The sequence below is a fragment of the Acinetobacter courvalinii genome, from assembly GCF_014635545.1.
Classification (GTDB): domain Bacteria; phylum Pseudomonadota; class Gammaproteobacteria; order Pseudomonadales; family Moraxellaceae; genus Acinetobacter; species Acinetobacter courvalinii.
This window is the reverse complement of record NZ_BMDA01000006.1, coordinates 31692-52458: the sequence shown is the minus strand read 5'-3', so window position 1 is coordinate 52458 and position 20767 is coordinate 31692. Positions and strand designations below refer to the sequence as shown.

The following is a 20767-nucleotide window of genomic DNA, read 5'->3' as shown; positions in this document are numbered from 1 at the left end:
CAAGGTTAAATAAAATTTTCTAACCTTCACTCAAAACCAAAGACTTTCTCAATAATAAAAAAATAAAAATAGCCATAATACTATATGTAACAAATGAAATAAAAGTAGCTATTGCTGCCCCATACCCTCCAACAACTGGAATAAGCAAGAAATTCAACAAAATACCTAACAGCATACTAATAAAAGATATTTTAGCAACCCAAGTAGTTTTATCATAAGCATTAATTAAAGGAGTTAAAATTTGGTAACCTATTCTAGAGATAAATGCAGAAACAATAATTAAACTGATAACAATCATCTGATTACTTATAAATTTAAATTCCAATTTAAAGTAAAAAGAAATATATGCTATACACAATACAATCAAACTAAAAATACATACACCTACTGAGCACAATATCAGCCTACTGGAAAAAACATTAATTAATTTCGTTCTATTTTTAATAACAAATGGCGTCCACAGAAGCATTAGACTATCAAGCAAAAGCCCCAAGGAAGAGCCAATTAAATAAGCTTTCCCATACAACCCAACCTCCTCGACTCCCATATAATGCTGTAAGATATATTTATCTGAAACATTATTAACTAAAGACATTATTTGCACAAAAAATAAAGGTGCAGTATAGATAATTATTATTTTAGTAGAAAAATAAACACTGCTTTCTTCTTCAATATTTTTATTAATTAGACTATCGTATTTCAAAATACATAAAAAAAATGATAAAAGACAAGAAAGCAACAAAGCAAACAAAAAAATAGAAACAATATCAAAATCCATATATATATATGCAATAGCCACAACAATCAAAAAAAATGGTCTAGTAAGCTCTGCCAGCATGTAAATATATAAATTATTATTTGCTCTTGAAAGCATAGAAACTATCAACAGCAACCCATTTATGTATCCAATAATAGGTAATAAAGAGAACCAAAAAAAACTACTATTTTCTAGAAATATAAATAAAAATATAAAAATAAAAATCGATAAAAAAAAGAGAAAGGTGATAATAGGCTTAATATGGCTAAAAATCTTTAACGTATTTTTCTCATAAAAATATCTAACAACGCCGCTAGAAAGGTTAAAACTTAGAAAGGTTATTGCCACAACGAGACTGGATTGAATTAAAGAAATATAACCAAACACTTCATTTGTTGCATGCATAGCTATAATATAGGTTGATAAAAGAGTTAAACTTTTAGATAACATCTGGACAGATGCATATCGAAAAACCTTATACCTTGCATTAATGAAACTTTTCACTTTTCTTTAATCCATAATAATGATTATGATCCCGTAGCTTAATTACATTTGCAGGATTCCCTCCAGCAATTGCCAAATCAGGGATATCTTTACTCACCACTGATCCAGCCTGAATAATGCAGCCTTCACCAATTTTTACGCCTGGCAAAATAATTACATTCATACCAACCCAGACATTATCACCAATTACAACTTTCTTCTTTATTACCGTATTATCATAAGGCAAGGCACTACCTTTCCAATTATGATTCTGAGTCAAGATAACCAACCCTTTTGCCGAATGAAAGTTATCTCCTATAACAATCCCCCCTTGACCTTGCAATTCAGCACCATTTAAGTGATTATTATTACCAAACTCTATTGATCCTATGAGTCTAACTCTCCCATTAATTTTGGGTTTATTTGTTTTTTTCAAAATATTTCTATAAGCTATATAATAAAACAAACAAACAAACTTCTTTAACGCCAGCATAGTTTAATCACCTTTAAAATTGAGCTTAATATAATTATATATTATTGCCGAAAAAATGATATCGTAGAATGACAATCCCCAAAGAAAACCATATTGAGACAAAGAAAAAAACAATATAGGAAGAACAATCAATAGCCCACGACCAAATAATACTAAAAATGCAATAAAAAAGAATAGTGTTATCAACAAGCCATTTGATGCGAGCAATTCCAAATAACTATTATGAGCATGCCAGATAGACCCTGAAGTATTCCACCAGAGTTTAGTACCAAAATTACCAAATAAAAGATTTTCGCTCCAAAAATTATAAAAGTAAGAAAATATTTGGTCCCTTCCTGAGAGATCTACAGTTCCTTTCCCTCTTGTTAATTGTTCATAAATTGACTCCCATTTATAAATTACTCCTCCAAATATTGGTATAGATATAAAGAAAAGTCTTCTAAGTGACATTCCAAATAGTATAAAAGCAGATATAATGATAGAAATAATTGCAGTCCTATTAAATGTGACAATTAGCCCCAGCAAAATAAATATTAAAAATAGCATTAGCTCTTTATTAATTTTTTTATTTAATTTAATTTGCATCATAGTTATTATTGCGAGATATACAACTTTAGCTGCCAAATTGCTTGAATTTGCACTAAAACCAAAAACACGCTTCTGATACAAAATATCAGTATCAGCCAACTCAGAAATAGGGGTTTTATTCATAAAGAAGGTTGGGACACCATGATAATACTCAAAACAACCAACAATAATCTCTATTAATATTAAATATTGTATTAACCTTAAGTCTTTTAAATTTAAAAACTTACCAATTATAAATGCAACTGGCAGCAATATAATATAGGGAATATTCCCCAAAATACTATTTTCCTGAACATTAGAAATTATAGCGCCGTAAAAGATATTTAAATAAACAACAACTATTGCAATAAAAAACATTGCGATATAAGCATAAACCTCTTTCTTATAAAAAACAATATTACTCTTATGAACAATAGTTTCCCTAATAAAAATAAATGGCACCAATAAAACTAATATCGCTATTGGGAAAAAAACAGTTGTTGAAAAGAATAAAATTAATGCCACCATGTTTAATAACCTTACAATTCGACCACACTAATATTATTCCTTAAAAAATATGCATACATGAAATCTATTTCATTTTTTATCATATATTTATTTTTTACAGCTGTTGCTTTTATCCCTAAAAACAAAACGGGTAAAGTAATCAATGCTGTGGAATAGCAAGAATAAATTTCTTTAGGAATAGAACCTTTATTTTCCAAAAAGTAAATTTCTATTGGAACTGTTGGTTTAACCACTTTAATATTAGGTATATTATTAATTAAATCTAAATTTTCAACCCTATGAGGTATATAGTAAAGAAATTCATTACTTTCACATCTACTTGCAATTTCACGAACACAACGCATATAATCTTCCAACGAGAAACCTTTCATAGCCGATACAGGTTGACCAATAAAATATTTCCCCTTATTAATATATTTTTTATTTTTTTCTTTAATTTTTTCGAAATTATGTTTTATCACATTTTGACCTCTCAAGGGTTCAATATTAAAAAAAGTAAACCAATTACAAACTTTTTTTTCTTTCATTGACATCTCTAATTGTGCTCTTAATGTAGCAGCACCATCATCAAGATATATAAGCTCTCGCCGCCTAATAAAATAACTTATAAAGTTTAATGCTGAAGAATAAAAACTTCCAAAATATACTTTCTCATAATATTTAAAATATAAAGAAGATAATAAAAATAAATTTCTTAACAAACCCACATATATACTTTCGGTATGTAAAACAAATATTTTATAATTTAATCCTAGTTTATTAGCACAGTTAATTAGATGCTTATCGTTCAACCCTCTTCCTGTTTGCCGTATAAGTAATTGATAAGGTGCATTTCTATTAACATGTATTGCTTCATATGCACAAAGTAATTGTAACGGTGACTCAACTATGTATAAATTCATTTTATTCTATCCTTAAAAATAGCCTCTGCAATTTTAAAATCTAAAGCTGTATCAATATCAACGGCTGTTTTTAAAGGTGTCTCAAACCCATACACACTTTCATCAAAAAATATTTTGGCTTGTTCTAACAAAGATAGAGTTTCATAAATATAGATTGAACCATTCAAACGGAAAAACTTAGGCAGGTCCTGACTTCTTTTCCCCTGTATCTCTGGACGAATAAAATTAGACATACAACCATTTTCTGGCAATGTATTTGTCCACATTGGACTGTGCTCAGTTTCAGAAACTGAAACTATCCCTTTAGCGCTTTTCGCAACAAAAAACTCTAATGCAGCATCTAATTCCGAAACCAAGCGCAAAGGAGATGTAGGCTGAAGCAAAACAATGAGTTCATTCGTCTGATCTAAGCCTAAGAAAACAATGGCATGCTTTATGACATCGAAGCTTGATGCATGATCATTTGACAAATGCTCTGGGCGTAAAAATGGCACTTCTGCACCATACTGCTCAGAAACCTGTTTAATCTCTTCATCATCGGTAGATACAACCACTCTATCTATATACTTAGATGCTTTAGCTGCCTCTATTGACCATGCAATTAAGGGTTTATCACCCAATAATTTTACATTTTTACGCGGCAAACGTTTACTGCCACCACGTGCAGGAATCAAAGCTGTAACTCGATACTGCCCTATCATTAGAATTTACCAAAATCTAAATTTATAATATCTCTCTGAGCACGGTTATAGTCTTCCATATGACCGATGTCGAGCCAATATTCATGTAAAGAATAGCTTATGACTTTATTTTTCTTTTCCATTTGCTGTTCTAAGATAGTTGGCATACCAATAAACTGTGCATTAACTTGAGCCAACAATTCAGGTGAAATGACATAAATACCTGTGTTAATATCAAAGAAATAACTTGGTTTTTCAGTCATGCTTTGTATTACGTTATCTTCGGAGTTTACTACGCCATAAGGAATTTGATATTGGAACTCTCGCACACACATCGTTGCAATAGCTTCACGCTTCTCATGAAAATCCAATAATTTTTCAAAATTCATATTTGTTAATACATCACCATTAATCACAATAAATGGTAATTTAATATCTGATGCTGGCAATAAACTCAATGCACCGCCAGTTCCAAGCGGATCAGTTTCATGTACATATTGTATCTGTACGTCAAACTTCTCGCCATTACCAAAATACTCATTAATCACTTCTGGTAAATAGTGGGTAGAAATATAAAATTTGTAAAAGCCTTGATTTTTAAAGCTTGAGATAATGGTTTCTAGTAAAGGCTTACCACCAACAGGTAACATTGGTTTTGGGCATGTATCTGTGAGTGGGCGTAAACGTGTACCAAAACCACCAGCCATAATAAAAACTGAATTTTCTTTACGTTTTTTACGAATCAAATCATCAAGCGTAATAATATTAACGAGTTGGTTATTTTTAATTACTGGTAATGCCAGATAACTTTTTTCACGCATGATCTCAAAAATCTGGCGGTTATTTAAGCTACCTTCTTCAATACTATAAGGATTAGTATGCATGATTGTTTCAACAGCTGCATGCACATCTTGGCCTTTTAAGAGACCTCTACGAATATCACCGTCTGTAATACTTCCGATCAATTGATTATGATCATCAACTACCAAAACAATTCTTAAAGCATATAAATCAAGTAGCTCTAATGCTTTCAAAATTGAATCATTTTTATGCAAAATTATTTTATTAACATCTCTAGTCACGACTTAATTCCTTAGCAGGTGATCCAATATAGACCTTATGCGGTTCCGTATGTTTCACAACCACAGCACCCGCACCTATAACAGAGTTTTCACCTAAATATTTCAATTGCTCGGGGCTTTTGCCCGGCAAAATAGTAGCATTTGTTCCAATGTAAGTGCCTTGCTTCAAATGAATACAACCAGACACATTAACACCTGGCATGACAGAAACGTAGTTTTCTAGAATACAGTCGTGCCCAATCGTGCTGTTAAAACTTACTATAATAAAATGACCAAAACGACATGAATTTGTAATTCGTGCTCCAGCCGCAATTACCACACCTTTACTATTTTCTAACAACTCTCGAATACCATACCCAAGTGATGATTGAGAATGAATCAAATTGGGATAAGGTAAATCGGGATAAGCTTCATATATTCTTTTACGAATCTTAGGATCAGCAACGCCGATCGCATATACCGTATCCGTTAATGTCGGTATTGCTGATTCAGGCAAAAAGGGGAAACCAAGTAAGGTGTCACCATCTTTGGCATTTCTTTCTAAAAAAAATATATGGCGGTAGCCTTGATCTATTGCTAAATCTACTAGCTCTTTTGCAAAGCCACCTGAACCGAAAATCGCTAGTTTTTTCATTTAAATTTCAATAAAGTCGTTCTTTTTAAAGCTATGTTTTGCTTTTGTACCAACAACATCCCAATACTTATTTGGTTCTAAACAAACGCGACCAGCTCGTTTTGTCGTGACATTGTCAGGGGTTAAAAGCTCCCCTTCCGCAATATCTGTTTTAGCCACAATACTACGACGTACTAAGTAATAGTTATCGCTCTCTTGCTCTAGCATAAATTTAATACCATCACCTAAAGCTGCATGTGTTTTATGCAAAATTTCGACATAATGTTTAAATTCATCAGGTTCCATTGATGCTGCGTGGTCTGGGCCAGCCATCGTTTTATCTAATGTAATATGCTTCTCAAAAATGCGAGCACCGAGACTTACCCCAATAACCGCTGCATATTCATCAAGCGTATGATCAGAAAATCCTGTTGCCAAATCAAATACATTTTTTAAAGTTGAAATAGCTTTAAGATTACTTTCTTCAAATAATGCCGGATATTGAGTCACACAGTGTAAAATAGAAACCTGTTCCTTCAACTGTTTACGTACTGAAATTTTAGAATACGCTTCTCTAAATAACTGCTGAGACGGACGAACATCTGTTCCCTTATCAATAACAAAAGCAAATACTGATAAGGCTTGTTCAATATCACCTAAACTCGCCGTTCCTGTAGATAAAATGACATGTTTTTTTGAACATGCAATTTCATAAAGAAATGGTAAGTTTGAAATATCAGCAGATGATACTTTTAAGTAAGGTACATCGATGTCATTTACTAAGAAATTTAAACTGTCAGAGTCAAACGGTGTTGAAATAAAAGTAATTTGATGTTCATTACAAAATTTCTGTATTTCTTCTGTCTGCTCATAAGTGAGCTCTAAACTTTTTACAAGCTCTAATTGGCTTTGACTAGAACCTGTATTTTCCTTTTGATATGCAGCCATTTCAGTTTGATCAGATAACAAACTATCTGCTTTAAAGGTTTGAAATTTAACAGCGTTCGCACCACAATCTTTGGCTTTTAAAATAAGCTCTTTTGCTAACTCTACAGAGCCATTATGATTTACACCAATTTCTGCAATAACATAAATTTCGTCTTGATTAAAGATCATAAAATGGCGCCTTCTTTCTAAAATCTGTCGTTTTAATAAGTTCAATTATTTTCTGAGAAGTGTTGCCAAGCCCTAAAGGTGGAACAACTTGACTCAATTGATCATCTGGGAAATTAATTGCTTTTTGCAAAGCTTCTAAAATTTCATTTTCGTCTAATTTAACATCAAGGATAGATTCACAACGCAAACGTCCTTTTTGACGATCACCAATATTTACTGTTGGAACCTGTAACGCTGGAGCTTCTGATAAGCCACTTGATGAGTTACCCACCATAGCTAAAGCATTTTTCAAAACACTTAAATAATTTTGAATACCAAAACTCTTTACAAGCAATACACGATCTGGCAACTGTGCTTTTAAATCAAGCATTGCTTTCACAATATTAGTATTACCATTGTCGGCATTTGGATAACTAAAGACAAAATTGACATCTTTTATTTGCTTAAGTGCATCAAATAAAGGTGAAACATTTTCTTCTAATAGATTAGTTTCGGGATGATAAGTAATGAGAAAATATGGTTTTGAAAAATCAAAATCATATAATTCGCTCAATTCTGCAATATTTTTAAATGTTGTACGCTGGATATGATCTAAGCCTAGTGCGCCGACATTAAATACTTTTTCTGGTTGCTCGCCTAACTGAATAATTCGTTTTTTATATTCCTCTGCCGCGGCAAAATGAATATTAGACATTTTAGTGATCGCATGACGAATTGATTCGTCATATGCACCTTCAGTGATTTCACCACCGTGCAAATGTGCAACAGGTACCTGCATGATTAAAGCAGCTTGAGTCACTGCCAAAGCTTCGAAACGATCACCCAAAACAACTAATAAATTAGGTTGCATTCGTTTCAATGCGTCTGCAAATCCAAGTAAACCAACACCCATTGATTTCACAACAGCGGACGACGTATCAGATGATAGTAGCATTTCAACCGATTCGGTAATTTCGAAACCATCTTGAACAATAGTTTTCCAAGTTTCGCCGTGCTCAGGTGAGTAATGCATAGCCGTAGCTAGAATTTGTAACTCTAGCTCTGGATCTTGCTGAATATCTTTCATTAACCAATACAGCAAACCATATTCAGCTCGAGTTCCTGTAAAAACGGCTATTTTCTTCATTTTCATTACTCCAGAGGAACTGAACTTGGAATATTTACAACTCTTTCTTCCAACCATAATGAGTTAGTTAAATCACCTTGTAATGCATTTTGGTACATCGGTAATCGGGTCATTAAAGACCAGATTGGGCGAGTCATAACTTTATTTGAATTGGTTTCATCCAAAATCAAATCTCGTTGAGCCTTATCTTTGCAAACAATGGCATTTAACCAATAGTTAGATCGGCAGTCTTCAGGTTCCACAACAAATGAAATATCACTATCTTTAAAGAAATCTTGATATTGCTGAGCTAAATCACGCTTTTTAGCAAGGAAACCTTCCAAGCCTTCCATTTGTGCACAACCTAAAGCAGCATTCAAATTAGGTAAACGGTAGTTAAAACCATTTTCATCATGATAAAACTCATAAGGATGCGGTATTTTTGCAGTTGTCGTAATGTGCTTCGCTCTTATGCCAAGTTCTTCATCTTGACACAAGACCATACCGCCACCACCTGTAGTGATGACTTTATTTCCATTAAAGCTAAGTGCTGAAACTAAACCAAAAGTTCCAGTATGTTTACCTTTGTAGTAAGAACCTAAACTTTCAGCAGCGTCTTCAACTAATGCAATATTCCACCTGGTTACGACCTGTTGAAGCTCATCAATTTCAACAGGATGGCCAAATGTATGCATTGGAACGATTGCAGAAATACGTTTATTAGTTGCTTTGTGTTTGCATACACCTTGATCATCAATAAAAGCATTTTCTTGCAAATAAGCGTCTAATGCCTTTGGACATAAACCAAGTGTCTTTAATGAAACATCAATAAATAATGGTTCCGCACCGATATAAGACAACGCATTACAAGTTGCGACAAAAGTCAAAGCCTGCGTAATTACGATATCGTCGCGCTTTACACCAGCTAGTAAAAGAGCAATATGTAATGCAGCTGTTCCATTAACAGTCGCAATAGCTTTAGCACAGCCTGTAAATTGTTGAACCTTGGCTTCAAAGTCATTTACATAAGCACCAACACTAGAGACAAAAGTGCTATCAATAGTATCTAATACATATTTCTTTTCATTACCAAGAAAACGAGGTTCATGTAATGGAATAAAATTATTGGTACGATAAACATCTCGTAGAAATTGATTAAATTTAGAAGTATCCATTACATTTTCCCATCTAAATATAAACCTGTTTCTTTGTGTCCAAAGTTAGGCATCATATAGTTAAATAGATCAACAATTTCTTCTTTATTCCACTGCTTATTTGAAAGCATTGCATGAATTTTTTCTTCAAATACATGCAACTTGTCTTCTTCAACATTTAGTTCGTTTTTAATAACACCTAAATTATTAAAACGTTGCATATCTAAAGTTTCATTATCGGTAAAGAACTCTTCAAAATCTTTCTCACCCGTAGTTGTGCTTCCAGCAAATAAACAAGGCCATTTTCCTTGTTTTGGCAAGGTCTGAATTAAGCTACGCGCTTCATCTTCAGACTCACATAAATACGGCTCATACCCAAGGTTATTAAGGTATTTGACTGCAATATTAGCAAAAGTAATAAGGTGTAAATGCTCGCTAAGTTTAGGGAAGAAAATATCTCTATTTTCACCTAGTAAGCAAGACATCAGGCACAACTCACCAGATTCTTTCGGAATAACAAAATAACGGCGAATATCATTTGGCGCAGCAATTGGCTGATTTTTCTGAATACGTTGATTAAAACCATGTAGTAAAGAACCATCTGAAAATGCAACATTCGCAAAACGAGCCGTGGAAATATCAATATGCTGACTTTGGCGCATAAGGAACATTTCCATAATACGCTTTGAGCCACCCATCATATTTACAGGGTTAGCAGCTTTATCTGTCGAAACGCAAAAATACTTTTTCACGCCTTTTTCAATAGACTGTTGAATCGTTTTTTCAGTATTTAAAATATTGACATGAATCATTCGCATTAACGTAAACGGATCTTTTTCACTACGCACATGCTTTAAAGCGGAAAGATTTAAAACATAGTCAAAATCACCATCATTCTGAATATATGCATCATATTCAGGAGAGCCGATGTCCAATGCAAATGTTTGGAAGTCACCATCAATATAACCAAATGAACTACGGATATCACGAACAACTTCTGTTAAATTATTTTCAGAAATATCTACTACATGAAGTTTTTTAGGGTTGCGTTTAAAAATTTCTTTGACAACCGCTTGACCAATAGAACCGGCTCCACCTAAAACTAAAAATTTTGATGCAGAAACAATTTCTATTAACTTATCATTCCAATATTGAATATCTTCAACAAAAAGCTCTTGTGTTCTGCCAATTAACTCTAAGTAATTACTCATATTATTTTCTCGACCTCAACCCCAAATACCTTTTGTATCAACAATTAAGGTTTCCAAAGGTTTGTTTAACTTGAATTCTTTATGGTCAACTAAAACAACATGAATATCCGCAATATCACGTTCTTTTAAATCAACCAATTGAATGTTACTTGGTAAGTTTTGAGGTAGTTTTTCAATATTAGGTTCAATCGCCAAAATATTTAAACCTTGCTCTGCTAATTTCTTAGTAATTTCTAGCGCAGGGCTTTCACGTAGGTCATCAATATCCGGTTTAAATGCCAAACCGTAGCATGCTACCGTAACATCTTGAATTGTTTTAGTAGTATTCACCTGTAAAAACTCTGCAATTTTTATTTTAACTTGATCAATTACCCATTCAGGTTTTGCATCATTCACTTCTCGTGCAGTCTGGATTAAACGTGCTTGCTCAGGGGTCTTAGCAACGATAAACCACGGATCAACTGCGATACAATGCCCGCCTACACCTGGACCTGGTTGTAAAATATTGACGCGCGGATGACGATTCGCCAATGAAATCAACTCCCACACATTGATATCTAGCTTGTCACAAATAACTGAAAGCTCATTTGCAAAAGCAATATTGACATCACGGAATGAGTTCTCTGTCAATTTACACATTTCTGCGGTACGAGCATTGGTTTCAATACAGGCGCCTTTTACAAAGATTTTGTATAAATCACATGCCGCTTTTGAACAACGTGGTGTCATTCCACCAATAATACGGTCATTACTAATCAATTCTTGTAAAACTTTACCAGGTAACACACGTTCTGGGCAGTGCGCGACTAAAATATCAGCCTCTTCACCCTTTTGTTGCGGGAAGCTTAAATCTGGACGCGCTTCGCTCAACCAAGCTGACATTTGCTCAGTTGCCTCTACAGGCGATGTCGATTCTAAAATAACCAAATTACCTGGCTTTAAAAAAGGAGCCAAAGCTTTAGCAGCAGATTCAATATATTTTAAATCTGGCTGATAATCATCTTTAAAAGGTGTCGGAACCGCAACAATATAAGCATCTGCCTCAGTCGGTGCCAATTGAGCAGACAATTTACCCTGAGCAACGACGTCACGGACCAAAGCATCTAAATCAGGTTCAACAATATGAACTTTACCTTGATTAATCATATCTACTGCATGTTGATTCACATCAACACCAGTAACTTTTACCCCATGTGCAGCAAATGTCGCAGCTGTTGGTAAACCAATATAACCTAACCCTATAACGCAGATATGCTTGAATGAATTGCTCATACTCTATACTTTTAAATCAAAATAAATGGAAATTTCGGCTTAGTTCGCTTTAAGAAAATCAATAATTTGCTGACATGAATCACCATCTCCGTACGGATTATGGGCTTCTGCCATCTCAGCATAAATATTTGGCTTTTCAAGTAACTCTATGACTGAACTCTCAATAGTTTCTGTATCTGTACCAACTAAACGTACCGTTCCAGCACGAACCGCTTCAGGTCTTTCAGTGGTATCTCGCATCACTAGAACTGGCTTACCCAATGACGGTGCTTCTTCTTGAATACCACCAGAATCGGTCAGAATCAGATAACTACGATTCATCAAATACACAAAAGGCAAATAATCTTGCGGAGCGATTAAGTGAATATTGGCGACATCCGCCAATAACTCATTAACAGGTTGTTGTACATTCGGATTTAAATGCACAGGATAAACAATTTGTATATCGGTGTATTTTTTAGCCAAATTCGCCAATGCCTTGCAAATATTTAAAAAACCTTGACCAAAATTCTCACGACGATGTCCTGTAACCAAGATGAGTTTTTTATCTGTATCAAGGAATGAGAATTCTTGCTGAAATTGAGTTACCAATGCTTGGTCTTGTTCAACTTTTTGTTTGACTTGTAGCAAAGCATCAATCACGGTGTTTCCTGTCACCACAATATTTGCAGGATTCACATTTTCTTTAATTAAATTATCATACGATGATTCTGTCGGTGCAAAATGATAATTGGCAAGTACACCTGTTAATTTTCGGTTAGCTTCTTCTGGCCAAGGTGAATAGAGATCACCTGTGCGCAGCCCCGCTTCAACATGCCCTACTTTTATTTTGTGATAATACGCAGCTAAAGATGCTGCAAACGTAGTCGCGGTATCACCATGCACCAGAACTACATCAGGAGTCCATGTCTCGAACACCTGTTCCAGACCTTTAAGTACCCCAGAGGTCACATCAGACAGTGTTTGTCCTGGTCTCATCAGATTTAAATCAAAATCTGGAGTCAATTCAAATAAACTCAGCACCTGATCTAACATTTGACGATGTTGGCCCGTTACACAAACTTTAGTTTCAAAATGCTTATTATCTGCTTGTAATTTTAATGCTAGAGGTGCCATTTTAATTGCTTCTGGTCGTGTACCAAATACTAATAAAACCTTTTTCACCCAATTCACCCTTTTATGTATGACTTTCTGTTTATGGTTTAACCATTTAAACCATAAAATTTTTCATTTTGATTGCCCAATTTATATCAAGTTATTTTTAAACAACGACGATGTAAAAATTGAGTTTCAATCAATAAATCTATTTGCATAAAGATTTAAGACAGATAACTGGCTATATTTGATCACTAGCCTGTATGGATAAAACCTTATTTTCTGCCGTTTAATTTCTATCACTTCAATGTGCCAAAGCAAAATTCTTTAACTTTTCTAATACATTGTAGTGAATCGATTTTTAATCTTTATGTTTCGAATGTCTCATTTCCTAACCATTTTGATCACCATCATCACTCTAATGGAAGCAAGGCTATTCCTCTAATTCGGCGAAACGGGCGTACTATAGCAGATTTTTAATTTTGCCCCCATTTGAATTGTATGATTGTTTTTAACAACCTATTTGACCCTATGCTTAAAGGTTTAAGTGTAGACCTTTCACGCTTTCTTTCAATATTTTTCAGATAAACTAAACATACAAACCGAAATGTTTCTGCTATGCTTTTTTAAATTTTTTAAGCTAGAATGAGCCCAATTCTAAGTCCAAAGATATGTTGTTGTTTGACAACAGATATAACTATTCAAGGGTCGAGTGTGAAGCATTATCAACTTTTTTCCATTCTTGCGATTAGTCTGAGTGCTACAGCTTGTGCTGTTACATCTGGCTTACAAACCTATGATATTCCTAATGAAGGTGTTTATACGACAGATCAGGGAACCAATGTCAATGTAATCCGAATTACGCAGGATAATTTACCAGCAATTCAACCAGCTCAAACCAATTATCGAAATAATTATTCCATTCTTTTTAATCAACAAGAACGCACCTATCGCTTGAGCTCTGGTGATGTACTTTCAATTCAGCTTTGGGCTTATCCAGAGATTACCCCTCCAACCACTAATATTTCAAGCGATCAAGCTATACAAGCCAATGGATATCCAATTGATTCCAATGGTTATGTACAGGTTCCACTGGTTGGACGCTATAAAGCTGCTGGAAAAACGCTGGCACAACTCAATACTGACTTACGTAATCGGTTTGCACAATATTTAAAAAATCCTGATGTGATCGTACGTGTACTGTCTTATCAAGGACAACGTTATTCAGTGCAAGGTAGTGTGATCAGAGGTGGTCAATTTTTTCTCAATGATCAACCGATTAGTATCTATACAGCTTTAGGTATGGCAGGTGGAGTTACTGATAAAGGTGATAATACCTTTATTCAACTGATTCGTAATGGTCAGACTTATGATCTAAATACCATCGCGATGGAAAAAGCAGGTTATTCGTTGCATAAACTGCTGGTTCAACCCAATGATACGATTTATGTCAGTAGCCGTGAAAACCAGAAAATTTATGTGATGGGTGAGTCTGGTAAAAACCAGGCCCTACCCATGCGTGATCAAGGTATGACCCTCAGCGATGCCTTAGGTGAAAGTTTAGGCATCAACCCTCTTTCTGCCAGTGCCAGCCGTATTTATGTGCTTCGTACCAATCCGCAAGATCGACATACTGAACTGTATCATTTAAATTTAATAAGCCTGGGTGACTTCGGTCTGGCCAATCAATTTAGACTACGTAGTAATGATATTGTCTATGTGGATGCCACTGGTCTGACGCGCTGGCAACGTGTTGTCAACCAGATTATCCCTTTCTCAAGCGCCTTATATAATATAGATCGTTTGGGACAATAATTAATATGGAGATTAAAAGCATTTTGGTTGTCTGTGTGGGCAATATCTGTCGTAGCCCCATGGCAGAATATCTACTCAAACAGCAACACCCTAACCTGCAGATTGAATCTGCAGGTATCTCTGGATTGATTGGGCATTCGGCCGATGACAAAGCCCAATTATGTATGCAACGTTTAAATATTGATATGGGCGCACATATTGCCAAAAAACTAAATGCAGAGCAGCTAAAACAGGCAGATCTGATTTTAGTGATGAGCCATAACCAGCAAAAGCATATCGAGCAAATGTGGCCGTTTGCGAAAGGGAAAGTGTTTCGCTTGGGACACTGGCAAAATAAAAATGTACCTGACCCGTATCAACACGATCAAGCATTTTTTGATAATACCTGTCAGTTGATTCAGCAGTGCGTTACGGACTGGAAAAATTATATTTAACTTTTTAGATTAAGATTATGAGCCAAAATACCAATACTGAAGATACAATTGACCTGAAAGAGCTATTCTTTGCTCTGATCGCACAATGGAAGCTCATTGCACTGTGTATTATTCTAAGCTTGGTGCTTGCTTTACTTTACTTACGTGCAACACCAGATACATATTCAGTCGATGCCTTAGTCCAAGTAGAAGACAGTAAAGGTGCATCTGCGGCTTTACTGGGTGATCTCTCACAAATGATTGAGCAAAAATCTCCTGCTCAATCTGAAATCGAAATTCTAAAGTCACGTCTGGTACTAGGTTCGGTCATAGAAGCCCTCCATCTTAATCTTGATATTTCAAGTCCAGAAGATACTTTTTCGCATCGTTTATTTAACAAATCCGATTATGCGACTGAATATGGTCCCAAAGCAGTTACTTTTCATGATGAACAGAAATCCTTTGATATCCGTCAATTTGATGTGCCTAATTACTATCTGGATAAAAAACTGAACTTAAGTTTTAAAGGTCAAAATTTTAGTTTAACCGATCCTAAAACTGATGAAGTCATCTTAACTGCACCACTGAATCAACTCAATCAACTTAGTACCCGCTATGGTGTCTGGAAGATTGCAATCTTTAGCAAAGATACTTTTGATACACATTATTTTATACAAAAGAGTTCACTACCCGCCGCCACGCAAGCGATTAATGCCAACTATTCTGTAGCAGAAAAAGGAAAATTGACTGGAATTTTAGGACTAAATTATCAAGGCCAAGATAAAGAACACATCACTAAGGTCTTGAATGCAATTTTAGCCGCTTATAGCGCACAAAATGTGGAACGCCGTTCTGCAGAAACCGCACAAACCTTAAAATTCCTGGATGAACAATTACCGGATCTGAAAAAACAACTGGATGATGCAGAACGAGAATTTAACAAGTTCCGTCAAGAATATAATACCGTTGATGTCACTAAAGAGTCTGAACTGTATTTAACCCAGAGTATCACCTTAGAAACTAAAAAGATTGAGCTACAACAGCAACAGGCCGATCTGGCAGCCAAATATACGGCTGAGCATCCAGCCATGCGTGAAATCAATGCACAAATTGGCTCATTAAATAAACAGATAGCAGAACTCAATAGTACCTTAAAACAGTTACCAGATATTCAACGTCAATATTTACAACTGTATCGTGAAGTAGAAGTTAAAACCCAGCTTTACACTGCCCTCTTAAATTCGTATCAACAACTACGTATCGCTAAAGCAGGTGAAATTGGTAATGTGCGGATCGTGGATACGGCAGTAGAGCCAGTAGAACCAATTAAACCGAAAAAGCTACAGATCCTGATACTCTCAATCTTCCTCGGTGGATTCCTGGGAACTCTGATTGCCTTATTGCGTAATATGTTACGTACCGGTGTGAAAGATTCAGCACAAATTGAAAACGATTTCGATTTACCCGTGTATGCGACTGTACCGCGTTCGCCTGTTCAAGAAACCCGTATGAGTATCTTGAAGAAAAAGAAATCGATCCCACTTTTAGCAGTCAAGCATAATGACGATATTGCAGTAGAAAGCTTACGTAGTATCCGAACCGCAATTCACTTTGCTTTAGCGAATGCTAAAAATAATATCATCATGATTGCTGGGCCATCACCCGAAGTTGGAAAATCTTTTATTTCCACTAACTTGGCTACCATTTTTGCTCAAAGTAATAAAAAGGTATTGCTAATTGATGCCGATATGCGTCGTGGCTATATGCATAAATACTTTAATCTTGATGTTAAACCGGGCCTTTCAGAATATTTAAGTAATTTAGCTGACTTGAGCCAGGTAATTCATCAAACCGATGTAGCTGGACTTAATGTGATTGCACGTGGTAAAAATCCGGCGAATCCGTCTGAAATGTTGAGTTCAGAAAAATTTAAAGCTTTGATGGAGCAGTTGAGCCAGCAATACGACCATATCATTATTGATACGCCACCAATCCTGGCAGTAACCGATGGTATTATTATTTCGCAATATGCGGGTGTGAATTTACTGGTTGCACGTTATGCCAAATCACAAATGAAAGAACTTGAACTGAGCCTGAACCGTTTTGAACAGGCCAATGTGAAAGTGAATGGCTTTATCCTGAATGACATTCAACGTTCTAGTGCGGGTTACGGTTATGGTTATAACTATTCTTATGCTTATAAAGCCAATAAAGATGACTAAGCAAACTTTAAATTGATTGTTAAAAAACCAGATCCCGTGATCTGGTTTTTTATGCTTAAACACATAAATCTTATAAAAAACCCACGCATTTTTGCGCTTAATTATTCAATGCCTCAGCTTAGACATGCTAAGATCATTGCCATATTTTTTATTCCAATCTCACTTTGGGACATCTCATGAGTAAAGCTTTACCTTTCGTTGTCGCAGCCGTATTAGGCGGTGCAGCACTCGTTCCTGTCTATTATGCAACTCAACACCCAGCGACTGAACTTGGGGCAAAAGCTGATAAAAATGCAGCACCTGTCGCAAAAATCAGTTATGCACTCGGCTACGAAGTGGCTAAGCAAACACCACCAGAATTAGAAACCAGCGCATTTATTACAGGTTTCCGTGATGCCCATGCACAAAAACCTGCTGCATATACAGAAGAAGAGTTACAGGCAGCCTATGTAGAATTCCAGAAGCAGCTGCAACAAAAGCAAATGGATGAAAGCAAAAAAGTTGAAGCAACCAATAGCAGCTTCCTGGCAGAAAATGCCAAGAAAGAAGGCGTGAAAACCACCGCTTCTGGCCTGCAATATAAAATCACCAAAGAAGGTACAGGCAAGCAACCGACTGCAAGCTCTACCGTGAAAGTTCACTACAAAGGTCAGCTTCCAGACGGTAAAGTATTTGATAGCTCTTATGACCGTGGCGAGCCAATTGAATTCCCACTGAACCAGGTTATTCCTGGTTGGACTGAAGGCTTACAGTTGATGAAAGAAGGCGGTAAGGCAACGCTTTATATTCCTGCCAACCTCGGTTACGGTGAGCAAGGTGTTCCTGGCTCAATTCCACCAAATAGCCCATTGGTATTTGACGTAGAGTTAATCGCTGTAAAATAAATGATTTAAGGAGGGCTGGTGCCCTCCTTTATTTTTTGGAAGATAGAATGAAAAGATTAGGCCTGATTTTAATTGCCTCAACCATCGGAACGGTTCAAGCAGCATCCATTTCAACAAAGAGCCCACAAAAAGATCAGCTTGGCTATAGCTACGGCTATCTGATGGGTCGAGGAAATGCCGAAACACTCAAAGATTTAAATATCGAGACCTTTGTACAAGGCTTACAGGAAGCCATGCAAGGTAAAGCGGCCTCTTTAACCGATGAAGAAATGGCCAATGTGCTGAATCAATATAAAAAGCGTCTGGAAGCCAAGCAACTGGTTGAGTTTCAGGAACAGGCCCAAAAAAATGATCAGTCCGGCAAAGCGTTTTTAGCGGAAAACGGCAAAAAAGCCGATATCGTAACCACCAAGTCAGGTTTACAATATCAAGTGCTCCAAGCTGGTAAGGGGAAATCTCCCAAAGCCACCTCTACCGTTAAAGTGAATTATGAAGGCCGTTTGCTGGATGGTACCGTATTTGACAGTTCGATCGCCCGTAATCATCCTGTAGAGTTCAAACTGAACCAAGTGATTGCAGGCTGGACGGAAGGTGTGCAAACCATGAAAGAAGGTGGTAAGAGTCGCTTCTTTATTCCAGCTAATCTTGCTTATGGCGACGTCGGTTCAGGTGATGCGATCGGGCCGAACAGTACTCTAATTTTTGATATTGAATTACTGGAAGTGAAATAATAAAAAACCCTCCATGTTGGAGGGTTTAATTTTTCAAATGACCTATGCCTTTAAATGTCTCGGTCTAAATCCTGTCACCAGCAGACCAATGAGGTAAGCAACTACCCCCACTACGCATAAACCGATCACTTCTGCAATACGCAGCCATTGTGAGACTTCTCCCTGATACCAAGTTAAGCCATACCACAATGCCGCAATCATCGCGATATTGGCCACTGCATATTGAAACGCCAGTTTTTTCCAATGCGCGCCAAAACGGAAGATATTACGTTTATGCAGATAGAAATACAGCATGCCCGCATTCACCAAAGCAGAGCCAGAAGAGGCTAAAGCCAAAGCCATATGTTCTGCCTGCCAGTCGATCAGCTTAAAGAAGCCAATAAACACCACGTTAAGAATGGCATTGGCAGCAACCGCCATTAAACCCACCCGAACAGGCGTCTTGGTATCTTGCTGCGCATAGAAGCCTGGGGCAAACACTTTGATCAGCATAAACGAGATCACCCCTGCACTCATACATTGCAGTGCCAGAGCGGTCATCTTGGTGTCTTCCCAAGTGAATTCACCACGTTGGAATAGCGCTTGAATGATCGGTGTCGACAGCATAAATAAGGCAATACTGGCAGGGATTCCCACCAGCATAATTACCTTGGCGGCCCAATCAATCATACTTCTAAATTTAGTTTGATCCTGTTCAGCATGGCGCGCAGACAATGACGGTAAAATCACGGTACCAATCGCGACACCAATCAGTCCCAAGGGTAACTCGGTCATCCGCTCGGCACTGTATAACCATGAGACCGAACCGTCCTGCATAAAGGAAGCCCAAATGGTATTCAGCAACAGGTTAATCTGGGTGACCGATACACCAAATAAAGCAGGTAACATCAGCTTTAGGATGCGATCCACACCTTCGTGTTTGAAATCCACTTTAGGTGGAATCAACAGATTCTTTTTCCATAATTCCGGAATCTGAATTGCTAGTTGCAGAACCCCTGCGGCAACCACCGCCCAACCCAATGCCATAATCGGCTCAGCCATATACGGCGTCAACCACCACGCCCCAGCAATCATTGCCACATTGAGCAAGACCGGAGAAAATGCAGGTGAAGCAAAAGAACCATAACTGTTGAGAATACTGCTGGCAAAGGCCGTCAAGGACATAAACATCAGATAAGGAATGGTCAGGCGGAACATATCGACCGCAAGCTCAAACTTCTCTGGATCGTTATGGAAACCCGGCGCATAGAGATAAATAATTGCAGGTGCAGCCACCATCGCCACAAAGGTCAGTAAGGACATGGCCGTGAGCAAACAGCCAAATACCCGACTAATGAGAATCTGCACTTCAGCATGAGCGCGGCTGGTTTTATATTCAGTTAAAACCGGAATAAAGGCTTGAGAAAAAGCCCCTTCTGCGAATAAGCGCCTAAAAAAGTTGGGAATACGAAAGGCAACAACGAAGGTATCGAAGTCCTTACCCGCACCAAATACATTGAGCAGTACCACATCACGTACCAACCCCAACACCCGGGATAACATTGTCATTGCACTGACAATTACAGTCGATCGCCACAATGCCATTGCACTCACCTACGGCTTATCTTTTAAAAAGCGTTATTGTAATGAAAGTCCTGATGGATT

Annotated in this window: 19 protein-coding genes; 5 read left to right on the top strand and 14 right to left on the bottom strand. The window is 36.6% G+C overall.

What is annotated here, in order from left to right; translation table 11 throughout:
- Positions 1-19: 19 nt before the first annotated feature.
- From IEV39_RS16410 to wecB, 13 genes are read right to left on the bottom strand one after another with little or no spacing between them, the layout of a single operon-like run.
- The gene (locus tag IEV39_RS16410) at positions 20-1207 is read right to left on the bottom strand and encodes a lipopolysaccharide biosynthesis protein (protein WP_126687690.1); all 1188 of its coding nucleotides are present in this window, start codon (positions 1205-1207) and stop codon (positions 20-22) included.
- A 37-nt stretch (positions 1208-1244) separates the two neighbouring features.
- The gene (locus IEV39_RS16405; RefSeq protein WP_005281389.1) at positions 1245-1733 is read right to left on the bottom strand and encodes an acyltransferase; all 489 of its coding nucleotides are present in this window, start codon (positions 1731-1733) and stop codon (positions 1245-1247) included.
- Positions 1734-1736: 3 nt separating this feature from the next.
- A complete protein-coding gene (locus IEV39_RS16400; protein ID WP_005281392.1) occupies positions 1737-2828 on the bottom strand; it encodes a hypothetical protein in 1092 nt (363 codons plus the stop codon).
- An 11-nt stretch (positions 2829-2839) separates the two neighbouring features.
- Positions 2840-3730, bottom strand: a complete 891-nt coding sequence (locus IEV39_RS16395; RefSeq protein ID WP_005281395.1) for a polysialyltransferase family glycosyltransferase — start codon at positions 3728-3730, stop codon at positions 2840-2842.
- Positions 3727-4431, bottom strand: a complete 705-nt coding sequence (locus IEV39_RS16390) for an acylneuraminate cytidylyltransferase family protein (RefSeq protein WP_005281399.1) — start codon at positions 4429-4431, stop codon at positions 3727-3729. The genes IEV39_RS16395 and IEV39_RS16390 overlap by 4 nt, the downstream gene beginning before the upstream one ends.
- Positions 4431-5492 carry a nucleotidyltransferase family protein gene (locus IEV39_RS16385; protein WP_005281403.1) on the bottom strand — a complete coding sequence of 354 codons (1062 nt, stop codon included), beginning with the start codon at positions 5490-5492 and terminating at the stop codon, positions 4431-4433. The genes IEV39_RS16390 and IEV39_RS16385 overlap by 1 nt, the downstream gene beginning before the upstream one ends.
- Complete coding sequence (locus IEV39_RS16380; protein WP_005281406.1) at positions 5485-6126, bottom strand: PglD-related sugar-binding protein; 642 nt, start codon at positions 6124-6126, stop codon at positions 5485-5487. Before IEV39_RS16380 ends, IEV39_RS16385 begins: the two co-directional genes overlap by 8 nt.
- Positions 6127-7221 carry an N-acetylneuraminate synthase family protein gene (locus IEV39_RS16375; protein ID WP_005281409.1) on the bottom strand — a complete coding sequence of 365 codons (1095 nt, stop codon included), beginning with the start codon at positions 7219-7221 and terminating at the stop codon, positions 6127-6129.
- Positions 7211-8347, bottom strand: coding sequence for a UDP-N-acetylglucosamine 2-epimerase (gene neuC / locus IEV39_RS16370; protein ID WP_005281413.1), 1137 nt, complete (start codon positions 8345-8347; stop codon positions 7211-7213). Before neuC ends, IEV39_RS16375 begins: the two co-directional genes overlap by 11 nt.
- 5 nt (positions 8348-8352) lie before the next feature.
- On the bottom strand, positions 8353-9501 hold the full coding sequence (locus IEV39_RS16365) for a LegC family aminotransferase (RefSeq protein ID WP_005281415.1): 1149 nt from the start codon (positions 9499-9501) through the stop codon (positions 8353-8355).
- Positions 9501-10691: a UDP-N-acetylglucosamine 4,6-dehydratase gene (locus tag IEV39_RS16360; RefSeq protein ID WP_005281418.1), complete on the bottom strand. Its 1191-nt coding sequence runs from the start codon at positions 10689-10691 to the stop codon at positions 9501-9503. Before IEV39_RS16360 ends, IEV39_RS16365 begins: the two co-directional genes overlap by 1 nt.
- Positions 10692-10706: 15 nt before the next feature.
- Complete coding sequence (gene wecC / locus IEV39_RS16355) at positions 10707-11963, bottom strand: UDP-N-acetyl-D-mannosamine dehydrogenase (protein ID WP_005281421.1); 1257 nt, start codon at positions 11961-11963, stop codon at positions 10707-10709.
- 39 nt (positions 11964-12002) lie between these two features.
- Positions 12003-13127 carry a non-hydrolyzing UDP-N-acetylglucosamine 2-epimerase gene (wecB, locus tag IEV39_RS16350; protein WP_005281424.1) on the bottom strand — a complete coding sequence of 375 codons (1125 nt, stop codon included), beginning with the start codon at positions 13125-13127 and terminating at the stop codon, positions 12003-12005.
- A gap of 645 nt (positions 13128-13772) precedes the next feature.
- Between wecB and IEV39_RS16345 the strand changes: the two genes are divergently transcribed.
- From IEV39_RS16345 to bamJ (IEV39_RS16325), 5 genes are all read left to right on the top strand, one after another.
- Positions 13773-14873 carry a polysaccharide biosynthesis/export family protein gene (locus IEV39_RS16345; RefSeq protein ID WP_005281428.1) on the top strand — a complete coding sequence of 367 codons (1101 nt, stop codon included), beginning with the start codon at positions 13773-13775 and terminating at the stop codon, positions 14871-14873.
- A gap of 5 nt (positions 14874-14878) precedes the next feature.
- Positions 14879-15307 carry a low molecular weight protein-tyrosine-phosphatase gene (locus IEV39_RS16340; RefSeq protein WP_005281431.1) on the top strand — a complete coding sequence of 143 codons (429 nt, stop codon included), beginning with the start codon at positions 14879-14881 and terminating at the stop codon, positions 15305-15307.
- Positions 15308-15324: 17 nt separating this feature from the next.
- The gene (locus IEV39_RS16335) at positions 15325-17508 is read left to right on the top strand and encodes a polysaccharide biosynthesis tyrosine autokinase (protein WP_005281435.1); all 2184 of its coding nucleotides are present in this window, start codon (positions 15325-15327) and stop codon (positions 17506-17508) included.
- A 176-nt stretch (positions 17509-17684) separates the two neighbouring features.
- On the top strand, positions 17685-18392 hold the full coding sequence (gene bamJ, locus IEV39_RS16330) for a BamJ family beta-barrel-assembly machinery protein (protein WP_005281438.1): 708 nt from the start codon (positions 17685-17687) through the stop codon (positions 18390-18392).
- Between the two features lie 47 nt (positions 18393-18439).
- A complete protein-coding gene (bamJ, locus tag IEV39_RS16325; RefSeq protein ID WP_005281440.1) occupies positions 18440-19123 on the top strand; it encodes a BamJ family beta-barrel-assembly machinery protein in 684 nt (227 codons plus the stop codon).
- Positions 19124-19165: 42 nt separating this feature from the next.
- Here bamJ (IEV39_RS16325) and murJ read toward each other — a convergent pair whose 3' ends face one another.
- On the bottom strand, positions 19166-20716 hold the full coding sequence (gene murJ / locus IEV39_RS16320) for a murein biosynthesis integral membrane protein MurJ (RefSeq protein WP_171062237.1): 1551 nt from the start codon (positions 20714-20716) through the stop codon (positions 19166-19168).
- Positions 20717-20767 lie beyond the last annotated feature (51 nt).